10 protein-coding genes are annotated in these 17,685 nt (G+C 65.7%); 5 read left to right on the top strand and 5 right to left on the bottom strand.

Annotated features, from left to right (window positions below):
- Positions 1-18 precede the first annotated feature (18 nt).
- Positions 19-1,416 carry a hypothetical protein gene (locus tag H4W01_RS13790; protein WP_334685275.1) on the bottom strand — a complete coding sequence of 466 codons (1,398 nt, stop codon included), beginning with the start codon at positions 1,414-1,416 and terminating at the stop codon, positions 19-21.
- A 201-nt stretch (positions 1,417-1,617) separates the two neighbouring features.
- Between H4W01_RS13790 and H4W01_RS13785 the strand changes: the two genes are divergently transcribed.
- Positions 1,618-2,241 (top strand): response regulator transcription factor, encoded by a 624-nt coding sequence (locus H4W01_RS13785; protein ID WP_029622493.1) that lies wholly within the window; start codon positions 1,618-1,620, stop codon positions 2,239-2,241.
- Here the strand turns inward: H4W01_RS13785 and H4W01_RS13780 are convergent.
- Both H4W01_RS13780 and H4W01_RS13775 read right to left on the bottom strand, forming a co-directional pair.
- A complete protein-coding gene (locus H4W01_RS13780) occupies positions 2,217-2,936 on the bottom strand; it encodes a response regulator (RefSeq protein ID WP_209611696.1) in 720 nt (239 codons plus the stop codon). The genes H4W01_RS13785 and H4W01_RS13780 overlap by 25 nt on opposite strands.
- A 1-nt stretch (position 2,937) precedes the next feature.
- Entirely contained in the window at positions 2,938-6,867 is a 3,930-nt protein-coding gene (locus H4W01_RS13775) for a PAS domain S-box protein (RefSeq protein WP_334685274.1), read from the bottom strand.
- Between the two features lie 132 nt (positions 6,868-6,999).
- Here H4W01_RS13775 and H4W01_RS13770 point away from each other — a divergent pair, with 132 nt between their 5' ends.
- The 4 genes from H4W01_RS13770 (at position 7,000) to H4W01_RS13755 (ending at position 13,527) form a co-directional block, all read left to right on the top strand.
- Positions 7,000-10,260, top strand: coding sequence for a S41 family peptidase (locus tag H4W01_RS13770; RefSeq protein WP_209611694.1), 3,261 nt, complete (start codon positions 7,000-7,002; stop codon positions 10,258-10,260).
- A gap of 180 nt (positions 10,261-10,440) precedes the next feature.
- Positions 10,441-10,980 (top strand): glycoside hydrolase family 108 protein, encoded by a 540-nt coding sequence (locus H4W01_RS13765; protein WP_209611692.1) that lies wholly within the window; start codon positions 10,441-10,443, stop codon positions 10,978-10,980.
- A 73-nt stretch (positions 10,981-11,053) separates the two neighbouring features.
- Positions 11,054-11,467, top strand: coding sequence for a holin family protein (locus H4W01_RS13760; RefSeq protein WP_010404208.1), 414 nt, complete (start codon positions 11,054-11,056; stop codon positions 11,465-11,467).
- Between the two features lie 152 nt (positions 11,468-11,619).
- Positions 11,620-13,527, top strand: coding sequence for a S9 family peptidase (locus H4W01_RS13755; RefSeq protein WP_209611690.1), 1,908 nt, complete (start codon positions 11,620-11,622; stop codon positions 13,525-13,527).
- A gap of 101 nt (positions 13,528-13,628) precedes the next feature.
- On the opposite strand, the gene H4W01_RS13750 is transcribed toward H4W01_RS13755, so the two are convergent.
- Complete coding sequence (locus tag H4W01_RS13750) at positions 13,629-14,645, bottom strand: cell wall hydrolase (protein WP_209611688.1); 1,017 nt, start codon at positions 14,643-14,645, stop codon at positions 13,629-13,631.
- A 103-nt stretch (positions 14,646-14,748) separates the two neighbouring features.
- Entirely contained in the window at positions 14,749-17,586 is a 2,838-nt protein-coding gene (locus H4W01_RS13745; RefSeq protein WP_209611686.1) for a M16 family metallopeptidase, read from the bottom strand.
- Positions 17,587-17,685: the final 99 nt, after the last annotated feature.

Raw genomic sequence — 17,685 nt, 5'->3', positions numbered from 1 at the left:
CACACCTTAATCGACCCGTTACAAATCCCGCGCCACCACCCCACCCAGCACCACCACCGCCAGCGGCACCCCCGCCAGCGCCCACCGCCAGCGCGGCAGCGCGCGGACGTCGGCGCGCGGGAGCGTCAGCGCGGCGGCGATGCCGACGGCGGTGATCGTCCACAGATGATAGCGCACTTCGGACGCCACGCTCAGCGGCAGATAGCTGAAGCCGTACAGCACCGCCGACCACGCCATCGCCGCCGCCGGGTCGAGCGTTCGCACCGCTGGCCGCAGCACCAACAGCCCGAGCCCGAGCGCCAGCCAGCACACCGGCCAGCCGAACGGCGTTTGCAGCAGCGTCTGCGCCGCCGCCGCCACCGCATAGCGCGCGACATTGGGCGCGAGCGTGAAGCCCCAGGGATTGGGATCGGAGGCAAGCGACAGCCTCGGCAAATCGGCATCGTGTACCAGGAACCGCGTGTTGCTGTTGAAATGCGCGAGGCGATGCTCGGCATAAGCCAGCGGATGCGCCAGCACGGCCGCGCCCCACCAGGCATAAGGCCCGCGCCCGGCCTTGAGCGGTGCGTGCAGGTTGGTGAAGCCGATCGCGCACGGCTCCGCCCCCCACCACGCGTAGCGATCCCATGACACCGGCGTGTAGCAGTCGGCATTGACCGCCACGGGATCGGCGACACCGGTCGCGGGAAACACGTTTGTCCCGCTGAACCGCCCGATCCCGCCGAGATCGTAAATGACCAGCGACAGCTCGACCCCGCTACGGGTCGAGTGCAGCGCGGCGTTGGCGAGCGGCAGGGCGAGCGCCAAGGGGATCGCCGCCAGCACGCTGGTCATCGCCAGTCGTGGCAGGGACCGCCGCCACGCCGCCGGGGCCGCCAGCACGAGCAGCGGCAGGCAGGCGGGCACGGCGTTGAAGCGCAAGGTGGCGGCTGCCACCAGCACGATCGCGGCGATGATCCTGCGCCAGCGTTCCCCGGCGCGCGCCGTCGCGATCAGGCCGCTTGCCAGCAGCAGCGCGCCCGCAAACAGGCTGTCTTTCAACACCGTGCCCATCAGCACCAGGGCGACCGGTGACACCGCCAGCACCGCAATCGCCAGCGCGGCGCGCGGGCGGCCGCGCCCCGCCGCGCGCAGCCATAGCAGCGTGCCACACCAATACAGCGCGAGCTGGAGCACGAGCATCGGCGCGGGCCCGGCTCCGAACGCGCGCAGCTGTCGCCACAGCCAGTTCATCGCGGGCGGGTGCCAATCGTCATAGTGGCCGCTAAGCGCCTGACCATATTGGCGAATGGCGTCCCAGGTGAGGATCCCGGGCCAGAATATTGCGCCATGCACCACAAGGACGAGCAGGAGCGCTAGCACCATGCCGATCGACGGTCCGTTACCGGTGCGCCATTTTGAGGAAAGGCTGCTCACCCGGAACCGCTATCATGTCGGCAAATATATTTCATCCCGCGTCAATCCGTAATATTTGACCTGACGCACCATAAAAATTTGCGCTAACATCGTTTGAATGTCTTGAAGTTCGGTAGTAATTTTCTCGTAGAGGCCGTCTGCCGGTGGGGGGCACTGGTTGAGGGGGCACCGCCAACGGCGGAGAAGCAGGGGAGACACGGCTTGGCTCGAACGATTTTGATTGCGGATGATCATCCGATGTGCGCCACCGCCTTGGGAATGGCCGCCCAGCAGGTGGAACCCGGGATCGCGATCGACCAGGTCGGCACCATTTCCGATGCGACCGCCCTGGCGCAGGAGCGCAAATTCGATCTGATCCTGCTCGACCTTGGCTTGCCGGATGTGCAGGGTCTGGCGGGCTTGCTGATGTTGCGGCGGTTGCAGCCGCAGGCGAAAATCGCGATCGTCACCAGCAGCGATCAGCCCGCGCTCATGCGGCGCGCGGCGCAGGAAGGGGCCAGCGGCTTCATCCCCAAAAGCGAACCGATGTCGGCGATGGTCAAGGCGATCGCGACTTTGCTGTCGGGCGAAACGTCGTTTCCGCCGGAGATGCTGGAGGGTGCCGATCCGGTCGAAACGCCGTCGCTGATCGGGGAATTGTCTCCGGCGCAGTTCCGTGTGCTGCGCGCTGCGGCCGATGGCAGTCAGAACAAGCAAATCGCCTATGAACTCGGCATTGCGGAAACGACGGTGAAGACGCATTTCGCGCAGATCTTCAAGAAATTACACGTCACCAACCGGACACAGGCGATCCTGGCGCTTCAGGCGCTTGATGTAGCGGCCTGACGGCGGACCTGCTCGATCGCCGCGACAGTCGCGGTCGCGCAGGCGGTAATCGGCCCGGCGGATCGTTCGGCCTGTCGTTCGATCTCGCGACATTGCTGGGCGAGGTCGAGCGCGCCGATCCCGTCCGCCGCGCCGCGGAGCGCATGGGCCTGAGTAACCGCACGGGGGAAATCCTGCTCGGCCAGCAGTGCGGCGATGCGGTTGGTGCGCTCGACAATGTCGGTCGCCATCATTGCGAGCAGCGTGTCGGCCTGCGCATACCCCACCGCAGCCCGTAAATCCGCCAGGCGCGCCTTGTCGATCAGCGATCCATCATCTTCGAGTGGGGGTGTGGTTGCCAGTAAGTGTTCGATCTTGTCGATCAACGCGCCCGGATTAAAGGGTTTGCGGACATAGTCATTGGCCCCGGCTTCCATGGCGAGCTTCGCGTGCCATTCGCTGCGCCGTGCCGTCAGGATCAGCACCGGCAGCGTCTGAAACATGGCCGATTGGCGAATCTCGCGCAAAATGGCGAGGCCGGTCTTGCCCGGCAGGGCGCAATCCAGAATCGCCAGATCAGGGCCGCATTCCCACAGCACGTCGACCGCATCATCCCCGTCGCGCACCGCGACGACCGTGTGGCCAAGCGGTGCCAGCGTTCGGGCAACGATGGCGCAGAGCAGTTCGTCATCGTCGACCATGACGATCGTTGCCATCTTACACCCTTTCTGCTGCAGCAGCCCGTAAGTGCGCGCGCGCCGCCTGCAGGAAGGCCGCGGTCCCGACATGGTGCCCGGCACCGAGCTGATCGTCGAGATCGGCCGCGATCGTACCCAGTTCCGCTTTCCCAAAGAACGCTGCCGTCCCCGCGAGCAGGTGCAAGGCCTCCTGCACCGCGTCGATCGCCTGTTTCGGATCGAGCGTCGGCCCGTCGCTCTCCCCCAGCGCCATGTCGATGGCGGCGAAGGTGCGCTGCACACGCGCTTCGAATTGCGCGATCAGGTCGGGGTCTGCGCTTGCGGGAAGCGGGGTTTCTGTCGGCGCTTTTGCAGGCGGGATGGCCCAGCGCCGCACGGCATGGTCCAATGCTGCAAGGCGAACGGGTTTGGCCAGATGGTCTTGCATGCCGGCCGCGCGACAGGCCTCGATGTCGCTGGCATAGGCATTGGCCGTCAGTGCGATGATGGGCAGCGTGGCGGGGGCAATGCCGCCTTGGCGAATGCGCTGGGTGGCGACCAATCCGTCAATATCCGGCATCTGCATGTCCATCAGTACCAATCCAAACGGATTCCCGTGTGTCGCGGCATCCTGCACCATTGCGACGGCCTCGATACCGCCACGCGCAATGACGGGATCATAGCCCAGACGTGTCAACATTGCCTTTATGAGGAGCTGGTTGACCTCATGATCTTCCGCCACCAGCACGCGCGCGCCGGGCACGGGCGGCAAGGTCGCAGCGGGTGTGGGCTTGATCGCGGGGGCTGTGTGGGGTGCCGCCGGCAAGGGCACGCGCAAGGTGATCGTCGTTCCAATCCCGACCGCGCTGAACAACGACAGCGAGCCTTGCATCAATTTGGCCAATTTGGACGAAATCGACAGGCCAAGCCCGGTTCCGCCATATCGGCGCTCGGTCGAGCTGTCTTCCTGGACGAACTCGCCGAAGATCGCGGCCTGGCGGTCGGGCGCGATGCCGATGCCGGTATCGCCGACCGAAATGGCGACATCGCCATCGACCATCGCGACACTGAGCGTGATTGCGCCGTGCTCGGTGAATTTCGCGGCGTTACCCAGCAGATTGAGGATAATCTGGCGCAGCCGCAGCCCGTCGCCGATCACCATATTGGGAACGTCGTCGGCGATTTCCGTCCGCAGGTCCAGCCCGCTGCGCATCGCGATCGGCAGGATCAGCTTGGCGCAGCTGCGCGCGAGATGGCGCAGGTCGACCCGATCGTGCGCCAGCGTGACATGCCCCGCCTCGATCTTCGACAGGTCAAGAATGTCGTTGAGCAAGCGCATCATCGCCGCCCCCGATTCGGCGATCATCTGCAGCTTTTGTTGCTGGTCGGGGCGGGGGTCTTCCGCGAGCAGCAAATCGGTAAAGCCAAGCACGCCGTTCATCGGCGTGCGAATTTCGTGGCTCATATTGGCGAGGAAGCTCGATTTCGCCTGGGCCGCCACCTCGGCATGACGCCTGGCCGAATCGAGGTCGAACTCGAGCTGCTTGCGCACGGTAATGTCGCGGATCGAGCTGATGATTTCGAGCGGCTGGTGCGTCTCGGGGTCGCGCACCAACCCGCTATTGGCCTCCAGCCAGAACCATTTTCCTTTGTGCTCGAGCGATTCCCACCGAAAGGTCGTGACCGATCGCTCCATTTCTCCCGCCGCGAGGGCCCGGTGCGTTGCCATGACGGCATCGGCATCCTCGGCATGAAAACGGACGAGGATATTTTGCCCGATCAGCCTTTGTGGATCGATCCCGAGCATGTGCCGGAACGATGGCGACGCATAGAGGCACACCCCGTCCAACGACAGGCGGAACACTGCGTCGGTGGCGTTTTCGGCAAGCAGGCGGAGCTGCTCCTCACTCGCGGCGAGGGCGGCTTCGGCGGCCTTGCGCTCGGTGATATCGATGTCGACGCCCAGAAAGCCGATCCGCTTGCCGTCCGAATCATATTCGTTGACGGCGAGGACCTCGACCCAGCGCTCGACCCCGTCGCGCAGAAAACGGAAATCCATGCGCACTTTTTGGGCACCTTGCACGGCCTCGTTCCACGTCTTGGAAACGCGCGGCAAATCGTCCGGATGGATCGCCTTGCTCCAGCCATATCCCATCGACTGTTCGTAGCTCAGGCCGGCAAATTCCATCCAGGCGCGATTGACATAGGTGATGCGCCCCTCGGTATCGGTGCGGAAAATGCCAGCCGGGGAAAGGTCGGCGAGGGTTTCGAACAAGCGTTTGCTCTCGGCGAGCGCAATCCGCGACTGGCGTTGTTCGGTGATGTCGATGATCGCGCCGATAAAGCCGGTCAGCACCCCGTTTTCGTCAAATTCGGGGCTGTTGACGGTCTGGAACCACAATTCCCGCCCGTCCGCTCCGTGAAAGGCATTGTCGCGAATGCGCACGTCGCCGGGTTTGAAGTCTTGCCAGGCAGGCTGTTCCATGAAGGGGGTTGGGTCGACCAGGGCGCGCATCCAGCCATTGCCGAGCGCGTCCTCCATACTGAGCCCGACCTTGTCGGCCCAGGCGCGGTTGACATAGGTCAGCCCGCCGGTGGCCCCTGCTCGGAAAATGCCGACCGGCGCGGTTTCGGCGAGGCGCCGGAAGCGGGCTTCGCTCTCGGTCAGCGCATACTGTGTGGCGACCGTCTCGGTGATATCGCGGATGGTGCCGATCGTCCCGGCAAAGCTGCCGTCAGGCTCGGCAAGGCGACGCAGCATCGTCTCGATATGGCGGCACTCACCCGCTGCGTTGAAGAAGCGTTGCCGCAGGGTTGCCTCGGTCACCTCGCCGCTGATGATCTTGCTGAAACGGACGTCACCTTGGGCGCGGTCTTCAGGCAAAAGATATTCGGTTGTCGATCGCCCGAGGCTTTGGGCGACGCTGTAGCCGGTGATCGTTTCCCAGGCAGGGTTGAGAAAGATCCAGCGCCGCTCGGCATCGGTCCGAAACACGATTTCCTGCATCGAGGAAACGAGCGTTTCCGAAAAGTCGCGACTGCGCTTCAGTTCCAGGCGTATGCGCTCGCGTCCCGCGATCGCCGCCGCGAAGGGCAGGCTGATCCCGAAACACGCGGCGAGGAACAGTTGCAGCAGATGGACGCGCGTCGCCAGCGTCCCGCCGATCATGTACGCCGGGCCGAGCCCCAACAGCGTCCCCACCGTCCCGATGATGCCCACGACCGTGATCGCGGCGGCAGCCCCGGGAACTCCCAGCCGGAACGAGGCCAGAATGATCAAGGGCAGGGAAACGAAGAACATCGGATAAGCGGGCTGAAAAAAGACGAACGCCGCCACCACGGCATTTGCGGAGAGGATGGCCGCGATCTCCCACGCGCGCTCTCGCTTAAGGCTGCGGCGTTGGCTCCAGGTGTCGATCGCGACCAGCGCGATCGGTCCGCCGATCAACATGCCCAGGCTATCGGCGAAAAACCAATATCGCCAGATCGACAGGCCAAGCAGCAAGTCGTGCGGATCCAGCCAGAATGTTGCCACCACCCCCGACAAAGCCGGGGCGATACCGCAGCAACACAGCGCGAAGCGCAGCAGGTCGCGGAAGTCGGCCATATCGGGCACGTGCTTCTGCCACCGCAGCAGCAGCCAACTGCCGCCGATCGCCTCGGCACAATTGACTGCGGCGAGCACGGGCGAAAATAACGGCGGGTCCCCGTTCAAGATGGCGGCAAGGCACAAGGCTGCGAAGGCTGTGGTGACCCAATACGAGGCGTTGCGCCAGCCCGACTTCAGGATGGTCGCGGCAAGGACGGCGTTGGCCAACCACAAGGGCGCGATGTAGCCGTTACCGCGCGATATCGCGACGCCACCCCATGCCAATAATAGGATGAGCCCAGCAAACAGCGCCAGCGCAGCATTATGGGGTCGGCGGACGGGCACCATCGGAGAATATGCCGGGAGAGTGATAGGGTCCATTGCGGCCCTGTTGAACCTCTTCGGTTAAGCCGAGACTAACATGCCAGACGGCGCTTGTGATGAACACTGTTTTACGCTTTGTTGCTGGGAAATAGCGACAAGCAAATTCCTATAATTTTGAGGCATGCTTCTATGATCTTCCGGGGCCTTGCACTCGCCACGGCGACGTTGCTCGCGTCGACCACGCTCGCGTCGCTGCCTGCGGCGGCGCAAGCGGTTGCGGCCAAAGCGGCCTTTGCCGAACCGAGCCTGTCGCCCGATGGCAGTCTCATCGCCTTCGCCTCGGGCGGCGACATCTGGGAAGTGGCGGCGACCGGGGGCACCGCGCGTCCGCTTGTCACCGATGCCGCGACCGAGGGACGCCCGCTTTATTCGCCGGATGGCACCCGGCTGGCCTTCACATCGACCCGTGGCGGCAGCCAGAATCTGTACGTGCTCGATCTCGCCAGCGGCGCGGTGACGCGGCTGACCTATGCGGAATCCGCCGAAGAACTCGATGCCTGGTCGCCCGATGGCCAATATCTCTATTTCGCCTCAGGCGTTGCCGATGTCGGGCGGCAAGCGGATATCTACCGGGTCGCGGCCGCAGGCGGCACGCCGATGCAGGTCAGCCGTGAGAAATATCTCGCCGAGTTCCAGGCCGCGCCCTCGCCCGACGGCACCACGCTGGCGATCAACGCGCGCGGCCTGAGCGGCAGCCAATGGTGGCGCAACGGCACGTCGCATATCGATGAGACCGAGCTGTGGCTGAAGCCCGTCGCCGAAGGCGGCACCTATCGCCGTCTGCTGCCCGGCGGCGAGAAGCACGCCTGGCCGATGTGGAGCCGCGATGGCCGCAGCATCGTCTATATGAGCGCGCGCGGCGGCACCGAAAATCTGTGGCGCGTCGGGCTGGGTGAGGGCGCAGCGCCCGAACAACTGACGCACTTCGGCGATGGTCGTTTGCTCTATCCGTCAATGGCAGCGAACGGATCGGCGATCGTATTCGAGCGCGATTTCGGCGTGTGGCGCTATGATCCCGCGACCGGCCAGACGAACGCGGTGCCGATCACGCTGCGCGGGGCCGCCAGCGCGACACCGCGTCGCCACGAGCAGTTGCAGAGCTTCAGCCGCCTGGCGGTCTCGGGCGACGGGCAGAAGGTCGCGGTGATCGGCCACGGCGAAGTCTTTGCGGCACCGGCCAAGGATGGCGGCCCGGCGCAGCGCATCACCAACACGCCGGGGGCCGAGCGCGAAGTGGTGTGGTCGCCCGACAGCCGCCGGGCTTTGGTCATCTCCGAACGCGGGCTCGACCATGCGCTGGTCGAATATGATGTCGCCAGCGGTCGCGAGACGATGCTGACTGCGCACGGCATCGCGTCGGTGCCGTCCTACGCCCCCGACGGAAAGTCGGTGGCCTATGTGCTCAACGACCGCGAATTGCACCTGGTCACGCTTGGGGCAGGTGGCACCGATCGCACGCTGTTCACAGGCGCAATCGCCACCGACGGTCGTGAGGGGCCGCGCCCGACCTGGTCGCCCGATGGCCAATATGTCGCCTTCCCGTTGCGCGATGCGCGGTCCTTCGTGAACGTCCATGTCGTTCCGGCGGCGGGCGGTGCGGCGCGGCCGGTCAGCTTCCTCGGCAATGGCGAAATGGGCGGCATCGCCTGGTCGTCCGACGGCAAGTACATCCTGTTTGACACCGCGCAGCGCAGCGAAGACTCGCGCATCGTCCGCGTGGATCTGCTGCCGCACGTGCCGAAATTCCGCGAGGACAAGTTCAGCGACCTGTTCAAGCCGGGCAAACAGCCCGGCACACCCGAAACCCCCGCTGATGCCCCAGCGCCCGCTACGCCAAAGCCGCTGCCGGTCGCGGCGAAGAAGGGTGCCGCACCGCCGCCCGCACCCAAGGTCCCACCCGTCAGCATCGTGTGGCAGGGCCTGCGCGGCCGCGCGACGATTCTGCCGCTGGGGCTCAGCGCGGACACGCCCGTCATCAGCGCCGATGGCAAGACTCTGGTCTTCCGCGCCTCGGAAGAAGGGCGCGCCAATCTCTACAGCTACACTCTCGACGAACTCGCCGACGAGCCGCCGGTCGCGCAGCAACTGACGCAGAGCGATCGTCCCAAGGGCGATTTCGCGCTATCGGGGGACGGCAAGACGCTGTTCTATCTCGACGGTGGGCGCGTGATTTCGACGCCGATCGAGTCTCCCAAGCCCAAGCCGATCACCATCGTCGCCGATATGGACATCGACTTCGCAAGCGAAAAGCAGGTTGTGTTTGATGAGGCATGGAGCATCCTCAACCGCAAATTCTTCGATGCCGGGTTTAACGGCCATGACTGGACGGCGCTGCGGGCGCACTTCCAGCCTTATGTCGCAGGCGCGCGCACGCCCGATGAACTGCGCCGGATCATCAGCTTGATGATCGGCGAACTCAACGCCTCGCACACCGGCATCAACCGGCCCTTTATGGGGCCGGGGACGCTGCCATCGGGCCGTGTCGGCGATCTCGGCCTGCGGTTTGATCGCGCCGCCTATGAAGCCGGGCGCGGTCTCGTCGTGCGCGAAGTGGTGACGCTCAGCCCCGCCGCGATCGAGAAGATCGTGCCGGGCGACCGCATCGTCAGCGTCGGCGGTGTCGCGGTCGGCGCGCGCGACAATCTCGATGCGCTGCTGGAAAACACCGTCGGCCGCCGCGTGCGGCTGGGTGTCGAGGGTGCCAATGGTCGTCGCGAGGTGGTGGTGCGCCCGGTTTCGGCGGGCAGCGCGGCCGGGCTCGCTTACCGCCAATGGGTCGATGATCGCCGCGCTCTGGTTGAGCGGATGTCGGGCGGCACGCTCGGCTATGTCCACCTCGCCGACATGTCGTCGGAATCGCTCGACCAGCTTTACCTCGACCTTGATGCCGAAAATCAGGGCAAGCAGGGCGTGGTGGTCGATATCCGCAACAACAATGGCGGCTTCATCAACGGCTATGCGATCGACGTGTTCGCACGGCGTAACTATCTGACGATGACGCCGCGCGATCTGTTTTCGCTGCCGGGTCGACAGGCGCTGGGCCAGCGCGCGCTCGGCAAGCCGACCGTGCTCGTCACCAATGAATCCTCGCTGTCCGATGCGGAGGATTTCACCGAGGGTTATCGCGCGCTCGGGCTCGGCAAGGTGGTCGGGCAACCGACGGCGGGGTGGATCATCTTCACTGGCGGCGAACCGCTGATCGACGGCTCGTCAGTGCGCACGCCCAGCACGCGCATCCAGGATGGGCGCGGGCAGGATATGGAAATGCACCCGCGCCCGGTTGACCTGGCGGTGGAACGGCCTTTGGGCGAAACGGCCACTGGGCAGGATGCGCAATTGCGCGCGGCGGTGGATGTGCTGCTGGCGCAAGTGGGGGCGGGGAAGCCGTAAGCGAGGCATCATCTTCTCCCCTCCCTGGAAGGGAGGGGCTGGGGGTGGGTAGGCCCGTAGTTCGGGCGTGACTTCCGCCATCGGCCGACCCACCCCCGACCCCTCCCTTCCAGGGAGGGGAGGAGCGGCGGCTGTCCTACAAAAACCAAATAGGTTATTTCCTGCGATCAGGAGGTAGCCATGACCATCGACAGCTTGATCGACGCCGTGCTGGATCGCGAAGGGGGATACGTGAACCATCCCGCCGATCGCGGCGGCGAGACGCGCTTTGGGATTACCGCCGCCGTGGCGCGCGCGAACGGCTATGACGGGCCGATGCGCAGCTTTCCGGTCGAGCAGGCGCGGGCGCTGTATCGGCGGCTCTATTGGGAGGCACCGCGCTTCGACGCCATCGCCGACCTCGCTCCCCATCTGGCCGCCGAACTGTTCGATAGCGGCGTCAATATGGGGCCGGCTGTCGCCGCCGCCTTTCTGCAACGCGCGCTCAACGCGCTCAATCGCGGCACCACCGATTATCCCGACATGTCCGTCGACGGGTGCATCGGCGCGGTGACGCTCGCCGCACTGGCGGCGTTTCTCAAACGGCGCGGGGCAGGGGGCGAGGCGGTGCTGCTCAAGGCAATCGAGGCGTTGCAAGGCGAACGCTATGTCGCGCTGGCCGAGAGCCGCCCGGCCAATGAAGCCTTTCTCTACGGGTGGCTCGCCAACCGCATCGGTTAACCCGCGCGACCCCGAATTGGGGGGGGCGTAGCGTGGACTTTGTGGACTTCCGACCTTCAACAGGAGTGTGATTATGGGACTGCTCGACGGCCTGCTCGGCCCCATCACCAGCATCATCGACAAGATCATCCCCGACCCCAAGGCGCGCGACGAGGCCAAGCTGAAATTGCTGACGCTGCAGGGCACGCAGGACATGGAACAGGTCAAGACGCAGATTTCCGCGATCCTGGCCGAAGCGCAAAGCGCCGACCCATGGACCAGCCGCGCGCGACCGAGCTTCCTCTATGTGATGTACGCGCTGCTGCTGTGGGCGATCCCGATGGGGTTGATCGCGGCGGCCCAGCCGCAAATGGCCAAGGACATTGCGGCGGGGATGAATGCGTATCTGAATGGCATCCCGGAGCCGCTCTATGCGCTCTTCGGTACGGGCTATCTGGGCTATACGGCGGCGCGATCGTGGGGGAAGGCCAAGGGGCTGGAAAAATAGGGGGCGCTTGTGTTGCGCCTCCCCTCTCTGGAAGGGGGGAGGCGTTTGAATATCGGGTGCGCCTGCATGGGTGCGGAAGACGAAGCGCGAGCAGTTGCCCCGCCGCCCGACTGTGCTACATCGCTCCATCACCTCGACGGAGCCTCACCTTCATGCGCATCCCCGTGTTCGCCCTCTTGCTTTCCGCCGTCGCCACGCCAGCGCTCGCGGCACCGGTCCACGGCTATGGCAGCCTTGCTTTGTCGGCAAAGGGCGACACGATCGCGACGGTCGAAAGCGATGCGGCGGGCAAAAGCAAGATCACGTTGCGCAGCGTCAAGACCGGCAAGATCCTGCGCAGCTTCGATCCATGCGCCAGCGCTTGCGGCCTGTCGGGCTTGGCCTTCGCGCCCGATGGCAGCCTTGCCTGGCTCGCGCGCGATCGCAAGGCGGGCACGGTCACGCTGGCGCTCGATCATGACGGCAAGGCGCGTACCGTGGCCACGATCAACGGCATCGCGCAGACCCCGCGCTTCGCGCCCGATGGGACGCGACTGGCCGTATTGGTGACGATCGGCGCGGCCAAGGAATCGGGCGCTGCACAAGCAGGCGTGCGTCAGATCGGCGAAATCGGCGAGAAAAGCGATGAGCAGCGGTTGGCCGTGTTCGACCTGGCCGGCGCGCCGGTTGCGGCGGAAGCGGTGAAGCCCGTGTCACCGGCGGATCGTTATATTTACGAATATGACTGGACGCCGGACAGCAAGGGGTTCGTGGTCACCTCTGCGCTGGGCAATGGCGATAACAATTGGTGGGTGGCGACGCTCGATGCGGTGGATGCGCAAACGGGCGCGGTCCGCACGATCGCCAAGCCGACGACGCAGCTCAATTTCCCCCGCGTTTCCCCCGACGGCAAGACGGTCGCCTATATTGGCGGGCTGATGAGCGATTTCGGCGCGGTCGGCGGCGATGTGTGGACCGTGCCGTTCGCCGGGGGCGAACCGCAGAACAGGATGCCGCACAGCACGCTGACGGTGACGTCGCTGGTGTGGAAGGATCGGTTCATCCGCGGCACCGCGCTCAGCGGTGATCGGATGGGGCTGTTCACCTTTGCCGGCGAACGCGCCGACGGTCTCGGCTGGAGCCGCCCGGCCAGCCTCGCGGCGGGCGATGCCAAGGCCGCCTTCAGCGCGGACGGGCTGACCGTCGCCACCGTCGCGCAGGACTTCACCCATGCCCCCGCGATCTTCGCCGGGCCGGTCACGGCACCGGTGCAGATCACGCATGACAATGATGCGATCCCCGCCGCGATGACCGCGCGCAGCATCACTTGGAAAAATGATGGCTTCACCGTCCAGGGTTGGCTGCTCGCGCCGCTTGGGGCCGACCCCGCCAAGAAGGCCCCGATGGTCACGATCGTGCATGGCGGCCCATCCTCCGCGAACGTCCCCAATTTTGGCGGGGGCTTTGGGGATCTGCTGGCGGCGGGCTACTACATCTTCCTGCCCAATCCGCGCGGCAGCTATGGTCAGGGCGAGGCGTTCACCGCCGCCAACAAGCGCGACTTCGGCGGCGGCGATTTGCGCGACATCCTGACCGGGATCGACGCAGTCGAGAAGGTCGCGCCGGTCGATGATGCACGGCTGGGCCTGACGGGCGGCAGCTATGGCGGCTTCATGTCGATGTGGGCCAATACCCAGACCAACCGCTTCAAGGCGATCGTCGCAGGTGCGGGGCTGAGCAATTGGGTCAGCTATTATGGTACCAACGGCATCGACCAGTGGATGCTGCCGTTCTTCGGCAAGACGATGTACGACGACCGCAAGGCCTATGAGGATGTCTCTGCGGTCAATTTCATCAAGCAGGCCAAGACCCCGACCTTCATCTATGTCGGCGAACGCGACATTGAGGTGCCGCCGACCCAGTCGGTCGAATATTGGCATGGCCTGCACGACATGGGCGTACCGACCAGCCTGGTGATCTACCCCGAAGAAGGCCACGGCATTCGCAATCCGGTCAACGCCGCCGACGTGCGGCGGCGCACGCTCGCGTGGTTCGACAAATATCTGGGTGCAGGGAAGTAAGGCGAAGGGACCGCGCCCATTTCGTCACCCCGGGCGGCAAATCCTGCAGGTGTTGGAGGAGACCATGGTAGACCCCGGCACAAGGCCGGGGTGACGCGGAGCTAGCGCAGCGGCTTGCCCGAATCCTTCCACCGGTCGAGGATCTGCGAGTCGCCGGGCAGCGTATCGGCGGCAGGGCGCGGCGCGACCGGCAGGCTCGCTTGCGCATAGGCGGGCTGGATCGCGGCGCTCGCCGTCTTCGGGGCGGCTGGGGACGGAGGCGCAGCGGCGATGACGGGCGTCGGGGTGATCCGCGCCAGCGGCCCCGGCACCGGTTCGCCCCCGGCATAGCTTTGGCGGAAGGCGGCGGGCGTGCCCCACCAGCCTTGCCAGCGGTGGAAGAAATGCGCGCCGATCGCCGCCGTCATCACCAGGCTGCGGTTCCAGGCCGGGGTGACGGCATAGGTGTGGTAATGCGTCGCCATCCCGACCTGCGCCATGACATGGCCGCTGAGCGCAGCGGCGGCGACGTTCAGCGCGCGCAGCCATGCCGCCTTGCCGGGTGTGCCGCGTTGCAGCGACCCGTCACAGGCGAAGCTGAACTGGCATCCGGCATGATCCGACCCCTGGAACACCACCCCGCACACCGTCGCCGGAAAGGCGGGATGGCGGACGCGGTTGAGGATCACCTGCGCGACCGCTTGCTGCCCGGCATCGGGCTCGGTCGCGGCTTCATAGTAAATGGCGGTGGTCAGGCATTGCAGCGCCCGCCCGCGATCGGTCGCGTTGGCATGTGCGAGCGAGAAGGGGGCCGCAGGATGGATGGAGCCATCGGGGGCCAGTGTGGCTGCGCCCGGCGGTAAGGGCAGATCGGGCAGCGCGATCGTGCCCGTCGCACCGCGCGCCGGGATGGGCGCTTCGTCAGCGGTGTAGAAATAGGCGGCACCGGGGAAATGGTCCTCGGCTTCATATCCGGTCGGCGGCGCGGCGTTGCGGGCGGCCTTGGCGTGCTGGTCGACGATCGCGCGCAAGGCGGCGTGCGCCGATACGCCCGCCAGCAACAGCGCGCACAGGCCGACGAGACCGAGCTTGCTCAGCCGCCGAGTCTGCAACCAACCGAGGATCGTCCACACGCGCACGCGTCGCCCATATCCGATCTCGCGGTCCGGCGATGCCACCGATTTTACGGCGTCCCGCGGCGAAACACTTGTTGGTTAATGCAAGGGTTTCGCCGCGTCGGCCTTATTTGAGCGAAGCGCTGTCGAGCTTCAGCGCATCCGCCGGGATTACCTCAGCGTCGGGATAGGTCTTGCGCAATTCGGGCAGGAACAGCTTGGCATCGCCCACCACGACGACGCTCGCCACGCTCGGGTCGAGCAGCTTTGCCGCTGCGGCCTGCACCGCTGCCGGATCAACCGCCGCGACGCGCTGGGTATAGTGTCCCAGCTCGCTCAGCGGCACGCCCTGCACGGTATAGCTGCCGATCGTCCCGGCAATCCCGCCAGTGGTCTCGGTCGCGCGCCCGAAATTGCCGACGAGCACCGCCTTGCGGGTTTCAAGTTCGGCAGCGGTGACGGGTTCGGCACCCAGCCGCTTCATTTCGGCGAAAATGATCGACACCGTCTCCGGCGCGCTGGGGTTCTTGGTCGAGGTGCGCGCGGTAATCGCGCCGGGGGCGCGGCCGACTTGCAAGCTGCTGCCCGCGCCATAGGCCAGCCCGCGCTTGATGCGGATTTCCTGGTTGAGCCGTGACGAGAACCCGCCACCCAGCACCGTATTGGCGACCGCCGCCGGGTAATACGCCGCATCGCTGCGCGCGATGCCGGGGCGGGAGACCACGACGCCTGCTTGGCCCGAACCCGGCATGTCGACCACGATCACGCGCGGTTTGGGGTAGGTGGCGACCGCCGTGGTCGCTTTTGGCTGCGCGGCGGGCGCGGTCCAATTGGCGAAATTGCTCTCCGCCAGGGTCTTCGCCTGCGCCGGGGTTACGTCCCCGACCAGCACCAGCGTGCTTTGCCCCGGCGTCCAGGCCGCAGCATAGGCGCGGCGGATGTCGGCCTGGCTGATCGCCTTGAGCGAGCTTGGCGTGCCCGACAGTGGATGGCCATATTCGGTATCGCCCAGCGCCGCGCGCGCGGCGACGAGTCCGGCCAGCTGGCTCGGATTCTTGATCGCGACCTGCACACCGTCAATCGCCTGCGCCCGTGCCCGTTCGATTTCCTCGGATGCGAAAACCGGATTGCGTGTAACATCGGCCAGGATGGCGAGCGCGGGGACGGCCTGATCGGATTTCACGGTTACTGTCACGCTCGATCCGTCGAAGCTCGCATCGCTCGAAATCGACCCGCCGAGCGATTCGATTTGCCGCGCGATTTCGGTGGCCGAGCGCGTCTTGGTGCCCTTGGTCAACAGGTCAGCGGTGAGGCTGCCCAATCCCGCCCGGTCGGCGGGGTCCAGCGCACCGCCGCCTTGTGCGATCAGCACGGCGCTTAGCAGCGGCAGGTCGTGCTTCTCGACCAGCACGACGCGCAGCCCGTTGGCGAGCTTGAACTCCTGCGGGGCGGGCGCGCTCGCCGGGATGGCGGGGCCTGCGGGCGGCGGGGCGATCCGCTCGGCCGCGCTCGCGGGTGTTACGACCGCGACCGTGCCGGGCACGACCAGCGGTTTGACCACGACGCTGTCAGCCACTTCGATCCGGTCGTTCTGCGGCGCAGCGATGGTCTTGTCTTCGGGCAGATACTGGATCGTCGCCGAGCGCTCGTCGCGCAGATATTTGGCGGCGACGCGCTGGATATCGGCAGCGGTCACCTTGCTGATCGCGGCGAGTTGGCGATCGGCGGCGTGCGGGTCGCGATCGATGATCACCGAGGAGGCGATCGTGCGCCCCTTGCCCTCGGCGGTCTCGCGCGATTCAAGCGCGGCGGTGAGGATCTCGTTCTTGGCCTCGGCCAGCTCAGCCGCGCTGACCGGCGTATCGCGCAAACGGGCGACTTCGCGGCGCAATGCCGTTTCGCCGTCCTCCGCCTTCTTGCCTCCGGCCAGGATCGCGAACACGGCGAGATTGCCCGGACCCTGCTTGGAATCGAGCACGCTTTCGGCGCTCTGCGCGAGCTGGTCGCGATAGACCAAAGTCTCGTACAGCCGCGAGCTTTCACCTTGCGACAGGACCGCGTTGAGCACCGTCAGCGCGGCATTGTCGGGATCGTTGTCGGCGGGGATCGGGTAGCTGATCATCACGGCGGGCAGTGGGGTATTGGCCTCCCGCACGACATAATGCGTGGCCGTGGTGCGCTCGGGCTCGGTCACGGTCACACGCGGGATCGGCGTGGTCGGGCGCTTGATCCCGGCGAAATACTGGTCGACCCACGCGTCGAGCTGCTGGGGATCGAAATTGCCCGATACCGCCAGCACGGCATTGTCGGGCCGGTAATAGGTCGCGTGGAACGCGCGCACGTCATCGATCTGCGCGCTTTGGAGGTTGTCGAGGCTGCCGATCGTGCCGCGCGCATAAGGGTGGCGGGTGTACGAAATCGCCGGGAAATAGAGCGAGAACAGCTTGCCGTAAGGCCGCGCATTGGTGTTCTGACGCAATTCCTCCTTCACCACGTCGCGTTCGGAGGCGAAGCTCTTCGGCTCGACGACGAGTGCGGCCATGCGGTCGGCCTCGGCGAACAGCAGGCGCTGCAGGTGGTTGGCCGGGATCGTCTCGTGATATTCGGTGTAATCGTCATTGGTCGAGGCGTTGTTGTTGCCGCCGACATCCTCGGTCAGTCGGTCCATCTGTTCCGACACCAGATTGCGCGTCGCCTTGAACATGAGATGTTCGAACATGTGCGCAAAGCCCGAGCGACCGGCCGGATCATCCTTCGAGCCGACATCGTACCAGACTTGCACCGAGACATTCGGCGTCGAGGTATCGCGGATGGCATAGACGCGCAGGCCATTGGCGAGCGTGCGTTCGGTAAAGGCGATCGGCTTGATCGCGGGGGCGGATGCGGGGGGCGTAGGCTTGGCGGCGACGGATGTCAGCGGCAGCAGGGCGGCACCCACTAAGAGGGCGGCACGGAACAAGCGCATTTGGGAAACTCCGAGAGACAAGAGGATGCCGGGTGCCGCCACTGTGTCGCGCGACCCGGCGCTGTGTCAATCGGATGGCACACTTTGCTCGTATTCCCG

It is taken from the genome of Sphingomonas sp. PL20 (genome assembly GCF_017875905.1).
GTDB lineage: Bacteria > Pseudomonadota > Alphaproteobacteria > Sphingomonadales > Sphingomonadaceae > Sphingomonas > Sphingomonas echinoides.
The sequence above is the reverse complement of the archived record's forward strand: the minus strand, read 5'-3'. Positions and strand labels throughout refer to the sequence as shown.

Bases quoted from the DNA above. Each gene is read 5' to 3' on its own strand.
- H4W01_RS13780 (WP_209611696.1), bottom strand. From the start codon at position 2,936: ATGGCAACGATCGTCATGGTCGACGATGACGAACTGCTCTGCGCCATC.
- H4W01_RS13760 (WP_010404208.1), top strand. From the start codon at position 11,054: ATGGGACTGCTCGACGGCCTGCTCGGCCCCATCACCAGCATCATCGAC.
- H4W01_RS13770 (WP_209611694.1), top strand. From the start codon at position 7,000: ATGATCTTCCGGGGCCTTGCACTCGCCACGGCGACGTTGCTCGCGTCG.
- H4W01_RS13755 (WP_209611690.1), top strand. From the start codon at position 11,620: ATGCGCATCCCCGTGTTCGCCCTCTTGCTTTCCGCCGTCGCCACGCCA.
- H4W01_RS13775 (WP_334685274.1), bottom strand. From the start codon at position 6,867: ATGGACCCTATCACTCTCCCGGCATATTCTCCGATGGTGCCCGTCCGC.
- H4W01_RS13745 (WP_209611686.1), bottom strand. From the start codon at position 17,586: ATGCGCTTGTTCCGTGCCGCCCTCTTAGTGGGTGCCGCCCTGCTGCCG.
- H4W01_RS13765 (WP_209611692.1), top strand. From the start codon at position 10,441: ATGACCATCGACAGCTTGATCGACGCCGTGCTGGATCGCGAAGGGGGA.